Source organism: Veillonella sp. oral taxon 780 str. F0422, assembly GCF_000221605.1.
GTDB lineage: Bacteria > Bacillota > Negativicutes > Veillonellales > Veillonellaceae > F0422.
The window spans coordinates 66,626-73,892 of record NZ_AFUJ01000053.1 but is presented as its reverse complement, the minus strand read 5'-3'; the positions used below and the strand labels follow the sequence as shown (position 1 = coordinate 73,892).

The window sequence follows — 7,267 nt, the reverse complement described above, 5'->3', positions numbered from 1 at the left end:
TCATATAATCTACCAACTAATTCGCCAGCGCCTTTTGAGATTTCCATCTCTCGTTCTATATGACTACTTTTCACATCTACTAAAAAGTTAAGCCGATAAAAATCAGTCCCTAATTTTTTCAACTCTATAATTTCCACTGAATCATTAGGTCGTTCCATATCTAATACATGAAACTCTTTGAAATTACAACTCACAATCCATCTAGCTCGTTTACTATACGACAAGTTAGCTGCGTACCGTTTTGCTTGCTCTACTGGTGTTAATTCAGTACCATCTGATTGACGAATAGGCGCATGTAAATCCTTCCCTAAACTTTTTTGTTCAATCAGTGTATGTGTTGCGGGAATCATAGCATCAATATAGCTAGTATGCTCCAGTTGCACACGTTCTTCAAAGCAAATCATATCAGCAGGATTTTCCACCCCATACACGGTTTGTAATAATTCCATCCAAAACCTTTGTGTATCCTGCTTTTCATCACCCTTATTTTCCCATTTCTTAGTAAACTCTTTTGCTGCTTTCTCTTGTTGCTTCAGTGTTAATTGCATAATATATCCCTTTATAGAAAACTGCCATCATCTAAATTTTTATATGTAGATATTCTTTTTACTCGCACCCGATTCAATGTATCTCTTTCTTATATCATTGCTTCTATTATATCATATGCGTATCTGATACTAACTCTACTGAAAGCTATTGCGATCCATTTTGCCACTTTTTATTATCTGCTACTATTCTAGTAACAAAGACTACTTTCCTCTTCCTATATCTCTACTATCATGCTATAATAAAGGCGTACTAAATTAACAGGAAACGTATTCTAGCGTAGGGTACACAAAAAAGCACAGGACTGGTACTCCTGTGCTTTTTGCTTGTTATCCGATAAAATAACAATAGGCCAGCCACTATTTACTGTTACTATCTAGCCATTTGCAAATGAAATAACTAATTACATTTGCCATGATAGAAACAATTAACAGGATAACTAAATCAAGCATAAGGTACACCTCCTTCCTGTCACGGAATCGGTATAGTGACACTTTTAGTATAACATAAATATTATGATGTTTATTCGTATTTTCTGCCAATATACTAGATAGAAAAATTTGAAACTTTTATCCCTGTTTAGTATAATAAAAATAATCCCTAAGAGGGCAAAATGTATATTATATAATTGTATTAGTGAATGTCATCTCCTATGTTGACTTTCACCTAGACACATAGGAGATATCTCATGGAAAAGAAACTGATTTTTAATGAACATGGTGACCGTGGCACGCAAAGTATGGTGGGCGGTAATACGACGAATTTACGGGAATGGAATCGTATTAAGTACGATTGGGCGAATACATTGTATCGCACGATGCTGAACAATTTCTGGATTCCTGAAGAAATTTCTTTGAACGAAGATATTAAGCAATTCCCTTATTTAACGGACAGCGAGCGCCGTGCGTTTGACAAAATTATTTCCTTCTTAAACTTTTTGGACTCCATTCAAAGCGAGAACTTGCCAAACTTGAGCCGTTATATTACGGCATCCGAAGTGGCTTCTTTATTGAATATCCAAGCCTTCCAAGAAGAAATTCACGCTCAATCCTATTCTTACATTTTAGATACGGTAACGAATCCAATTACTCGTGACCGCATTTATGATGAGTGGCGTACGGATGAGCATTTATTGGCTCGTAACCGCTTCATCGCTGACATTTACCAACGTTTTAGTGATGAGCCATCGGAGCACAATTTAATCCGCACTATCATGGCTAACTATATTTTAGAAGGCATCTATTTCTACTCTGGATTTAGCTTCTTCTACACATTGGCACGCCAAGGTAAAATGACCGCAACTTCCACAATCTTTAAATACATCAACCGTGACGAAGTGACTCACTTAGTATTGTTCCAAAATATTATCCGTGAGCTTCGCATCGAACGCCCTGAACTATTCACTCCTGAATTAGAAGCTGAGTTAACACAAATGCTTCGCGAAGGTACAGAGAATGAAATCGCTTGGGGTCAATACATTACAGATGACAAAATCCTTGGCATCAACAACACATTAATCGAGCGCTATATCAAATACTTAGCAAACCAACGTGCTGATTCTATCGGCTTGCAACCGTTATATCCAGAGATTAAGGAAAATCCTATGGCTTGGATTGAAAGTTTCTCCAACTTAAACAGCACAAAAACTGACTTCTTTGAGGCGAAAGTTACAAACTATACAAAAGCTGCTGCATTCGATTTCGACGATTTGGAGTAATAATGCCTATAAGCTTATATACATAAAAGCTACACGTAGATATATTCTACCGTGTAGCTTTTTCTTTTCTCTATTCATCTATAAATTAAAGAACTTAATGACTCAGCCTTCTAATATGTAACTAGTAATACATTTACTATACATCATTCAGCTAAAATAGGAACGAAAACTAGCACTAGCTATATATAACTAGTGCTAATATTCTTATATTAGATTACCAACGTAACGTGATTAGTATTTCCAATTAATGCTTCCTCCGAGAGTTGCCCCACGTTTTTGACCAAACCAGCCTTCAACATTAAGCGTAGCACTAAAAGCATCTCTATTGCTACCATATGTAAAGCCAGCTTCTACAAGACCGCTAGAACCACCTAAAGAAGGAGCTAATGTACTTAATCCCTTAACAGTTGCACGTGCCTCACCAGAGAATTCACGTTCATAAGCAACACCTAAATACCATGTATTATGATTGCTCATATGTTTAGAAACTTTATATCCTAAGCGTGTACGAACACTATTCACACTATCGAACGCATATGTTTCACCTAGCCCTTTACCTGTAAGAGTAGCATTTGCCTCTCCTTGATGGCTATAGAATACATTAGCATATACATTGCCTTCTAATTGATTACCATAAGACACTACTTTTCCAAGTCCTAAATGTGCACCATAGTAGCTGTTATGCGCATCATAAGAAGCATGAACATTGCTAGAAGCTGTTACTAACTCATTGCTTTCATAGGTATAATTCGTACGTCCACCACGTACACTAGATTCTACATATACCCCATTGTCAAGGGTTGTTTTTGCATACATACCAACACCGTAGTATTTTGCATTTCCTTCTGCACGAAGACCAGAATCCAAATGGCTATCATAACGAGCCCAACCCATTTCTAAGAATGGTCCCCAATATGTTCTTCCTGACTGTTTAGATAAACCTAAAACAACATGGGATCCTTTAATATTTGCATAAGATCCTGTTTCCATTTTCATGCGATCATGGTTAATCCCAGCAATGATTGGTGAAGTTTCACCAGTATGATTTGCAAATGCTTTAGTAATGCTATCTTGTCCATTGTTAATAAAGCCAGAAACAGCTGTTCTAGTTTCCACTAAAGATTTAGTTTGTGGCAATACTTTTACAGGAACATTACCTGTACTTGGTGTTACTGGTTTTGTTGTATCGCCTGTGCTTGGTACTACTGGTGGTACGGGTTTTGCTGTATCGCCTGTACTTGGTGCTACTGGTGTTACTGGTTTTGTTGTATCACCTGTACTTGGTGCTACTGGTGTTACCGGTTTTGTTGTATCACCTGTACTTGGTGTTACTGGCGTTACTGGTTTTGTTGTATCACCTGTACTTGGTGCTACTGGTGTTACCGGTTTTGTTGTATCACCTGTACTTGGTACTACTGGTTTTACTGTATCACCTGTGCTTGGCGTTACTGGTTTTGTTGTATCACCCGTGCTTGGCGTTACTGGTTTTGTTGTATCACCTGTAGATGGTTTTTCTGGAGTCGGAGTTTCCTCAGAAGCAGCTTTCACTACAGCAACAACAGATTTCTTATCATCCCCTGCTTTAGCAGTGATATCATAGCTTAAGGATACGCCTTGTTGCAACTTGCCATATTGAACACCTGTTGTATTCACACCATTGCTATTATAGATAAGATTAATACTGTCTCCATTATGTAATACTGGAGCTGCACCAGATACACCTACATTAATTTTGGTGTTAGATACATCTGTACCATGTGGATCGGTTACTGTAAGGATACTATCTCCATTCACAGTATTTTCAGGTAAATCAAAGTTATAGTTTTCAAAGTTTGCTAAATGAGATAACGTAATTCCTTTTACTTTATTTACATTCAAGGTATTACCAGATTTAATATCTCCAGTAGAGCCGTCTAGGATATAATGGCCGCCCCAAATACCAACTTGTTTATTAGCAAATGGTTCTGCTTTATTAATATCCACAGTATTACCTGTGGCTTCTACGTCACTCATACCGCCGATGATGTAGTAGTTACCTGGTTGACGGTAATATTTATATACCGTATTATCATTACCATCGGTAATTTCATCTGTATAAATACCATTGGCATCTACGCCATTAATATTATGGTTAGATTGTTCATTTTTAACCTTGAATATCCCAATGCCTTTAATTGCACCATCATTAATAATTACTTTATTTTTATTAGCTTTATTAGTAGCAGAGAATCCACCAACGATTTGTCCTACAGTAGGATCTTCTTTTCCCTCTGATTGTGGTTTTGGGTTTAATTTATCACCTAATTGAACTAGGTTCCCTTCAACTTCTTTTGATCGCAATTCAGAATGTTTTCCCTGGAATATAGTCTCATCTTCATCAAGAACTGATGCTCTAGCTCCAGCTGCCATAATTGCACTGCCACCTAAAAGTATAACTTTATTATTTTTAAGTATACCTTTAGCATTTTTATTAATTGACATAGCGCCATATAGTGCATCCACTTTAGGATCGCCAACACTCAAAACTTCGTTATCAATAGCATTGCCTGTTGGTTCGTTACTAGAGTCGTCATTTTCTGATTTTATTAAGGCTGCACCGACAACATCTCCTGTTAGCATACCTTCCGTGCGTATAACAACTTGATTTTTTATCGCATTACCACTACCAGTGACTAAGGCAGCACCAGAGGCTTCATTATAGGCTGAGTCAAACATTTCTAGTACATTGCCAATTGCGTGCCCAGATCCATCAACATTAGCAGTAAACACTTCTGCACTAGTACCATGGAACACATCTTCAGAGTTGAGATAATTACTAGCACCACCCTGTAAGGCTAAATAGTTGTTCTTAGCACTATTACCGCCACGTGCATTTACAAATTCAGGGCCCCAACTTTCAACTCTTGTTTTAGGACCATCTGTGTCAAATTCATGTATTGGGTTCACACTAATACTACCAGCCCCATTTTCAGGACGTTCATACTTCGTTTCTTCCCCACGAGATTGGATGCGACTTGCGATATCTTCAGTTGTAAATACCATTTTTCCATTAGCATCTCTATACGCAGTGGCCGCATTTAATCTAATTGGTTGAGAGGTACTATTAGCAGTATTTACTAAGTAACTAGTATAGGATGACAAACTATTAGTTGTAACCTCATCTATGCTAGTTGTCGCTGGACGACCACTTGTATTTTTACCTACTACAGCAACAACAGATTTTTTATCATCTCCTGCTTTAGCAGTGATATCATAGCTTAAAGATACGCCTTGTTGTAACTTGCCATATTGAACACCTGTTGTATTCACACCATTTCTGTTATAGATAAGGTTAATGCTATCTCCATTATGTAATACTGGAGCTGCCCCAGATACACCTACATTAATTTTTGTATTAGATACATCTGTGCCATGTGGATCGGTTACTGTAAGGATAGTATCTCCATTCACAGCATTTTCAGGTAAATCAAAGTTATAGTTTTCAAAGTTTGCTAAATGAGATAACGTAATTCCTTTTACTTTATTTACATTCAAGGTATTACCAGATTTGATATCACCAGTAGAACCACCTAGGATATAATGGCCACCCCAAATACCAACTTGTTTATTAGCAAATGGTTCTGCTTTATTAATATCTACCGTATTACCTGTGGCTTCCACATCACTCATACCACCGATAATATAGTAATTACCTGATTGACGGAAATATTTATATCCAGATTTATCTCCCACATCATAAGATACCTCATCTGTATAAATACCATTCGCATCTACACCCTTAACACTGTGCTTAGACTGTTCATTTTTTACTTTGAACATACCAAGACCATCGATAGTTCCTTCACCGATAATCACAGTATTTTTATTAGCTTTATTTGTCCAAGAAAATCCCCCTACCATTTGTCCTATGGTCGCCGGAGATCGACCTTCTGTTTGAAATTTATCATCTGGATTGGTGCCTAATTGAACAACGTTTCCTATAACTTCTCTATTATTAAAAGGTGCTACTTTCCCTTGAAAAAAAGAATCTTCTTCATTATTATTAGTTGCGTATGCACCAAATGCTGCGACTACTTTACCGGCACCTAATGTCACTAAATTATTTTTTAAAGAGCCTGTTGGAGCAAATCCATTTTCTGCTTTAGCTCCATAAATAATATCAATATCGCGTCCACCAGCTACAAATACATCATTATCAATAGCACTACCACCTTCATTTTTAGATAGTTCAGCGCCTATGACATCTCGTAACCGCCCTACATTTCGTAGAATGACACGGTTTTGTATTGCATTTCTAGCACCATTTACAGCTGCAATTTCATTCAAATTATCACCACTGAACATTTCTAAAACATTCAGTCTAGCATTTCCACTTCCACCCATAGGATGATTAACAACGTATACGTTCTCAGTCGTTCCATTTTGTAGTGCTACATAATTAAATATAGCATCCTTATTAGAATCACCCGCATCTGGTCCCCAAGTTACTTTATCATTAGGATGGTTTATCGATTGTACCGACATTGGATTGACACTCATGGCTCCATCGGCATCTTTATAGTTTGGTCGTGTATATCGTGTCACTGCTCCACGAGATTCAAACCGATCCTCAATATTAGTAGATGTAAATGCATGCTTACCATCATAGTCTTCATAAGGATCAGATTCACTTAATTTAGCAAGTTGCATAGTATTTGCTTTACCATCCACAATATACGTAACTGGTTCTCTCGGATTCGTAATGTAAGAGTCATAATTATGTGCCATGGCAGGTGTTAACAATACGCTCCCAGCTATAGCAGATAAAATGATATAACGAAGTCGTTTTTTTCTCATTATAAAATCTCCCTTTCTGACATTCATTATAAAAATATATCATGTCTTCATGATATCTTCATAATAGCAAATGTCCCCCCCCCGTCAACATTTTTAATGTTTTGTATTCATTAAAAGTACATACAAAAAGGTCTTCTCTATGACAATAGATTCTACGAACCTAATCAA

At 37.1% G+C, this 7,267-nt stretch carries 3 protein-coding genes; 1 reads left to right on the top strand and 2 read right to left on the bottom strand.

What is annotated here, in order from left to right:
• Window positions 1-548, bottom strand: a 548-nt coding sequence (locus HMPREF9200_RS06090) for a type IIL restriction-modification enzyme MmeI (RefSeq protein ID WP_009353905.1), incomplete at its 3' end; no start/stop codon positions are given.
• A 686-nt stretch (window positions 549-1,234) separates the two neighbouring features.
• Between HMPREF9200_RS06090 and HMPREF9200_RS06085 the strand changes: the two genes are divergently transcribed.
• Window positions 1,235-2,263: a ribonucleotide-diphosphate reductase subunit beta gene (locus HMPREF9200_RS06085; protein ID WP_009353886.1), complete on the top strand. Its 1,029-nt coding sequence runs from the start codon at window positions 1,235-1,237 to the stop codon at window positions 2,261-2,263.
• 231 nt (window positions 2,264-2,494) lie between these two features.
• On the opposite strand, the gene HMPREF9200_RS06080 is transcribed toward HMPREF9200_RS06085, so the two are convergent.
• Entirely contained in the window at window positions 2,495-7,099 is a 4,605-nt protein-coding gene (locus HMPREF9200_RS06080; protein WP_009353914.1) for an autotransporter outer membrane beta-barrel domain-containing protein, read from the bottom strand.
• Window positions 7,100-7,267 lie beyond the last annotated feature (168 nt).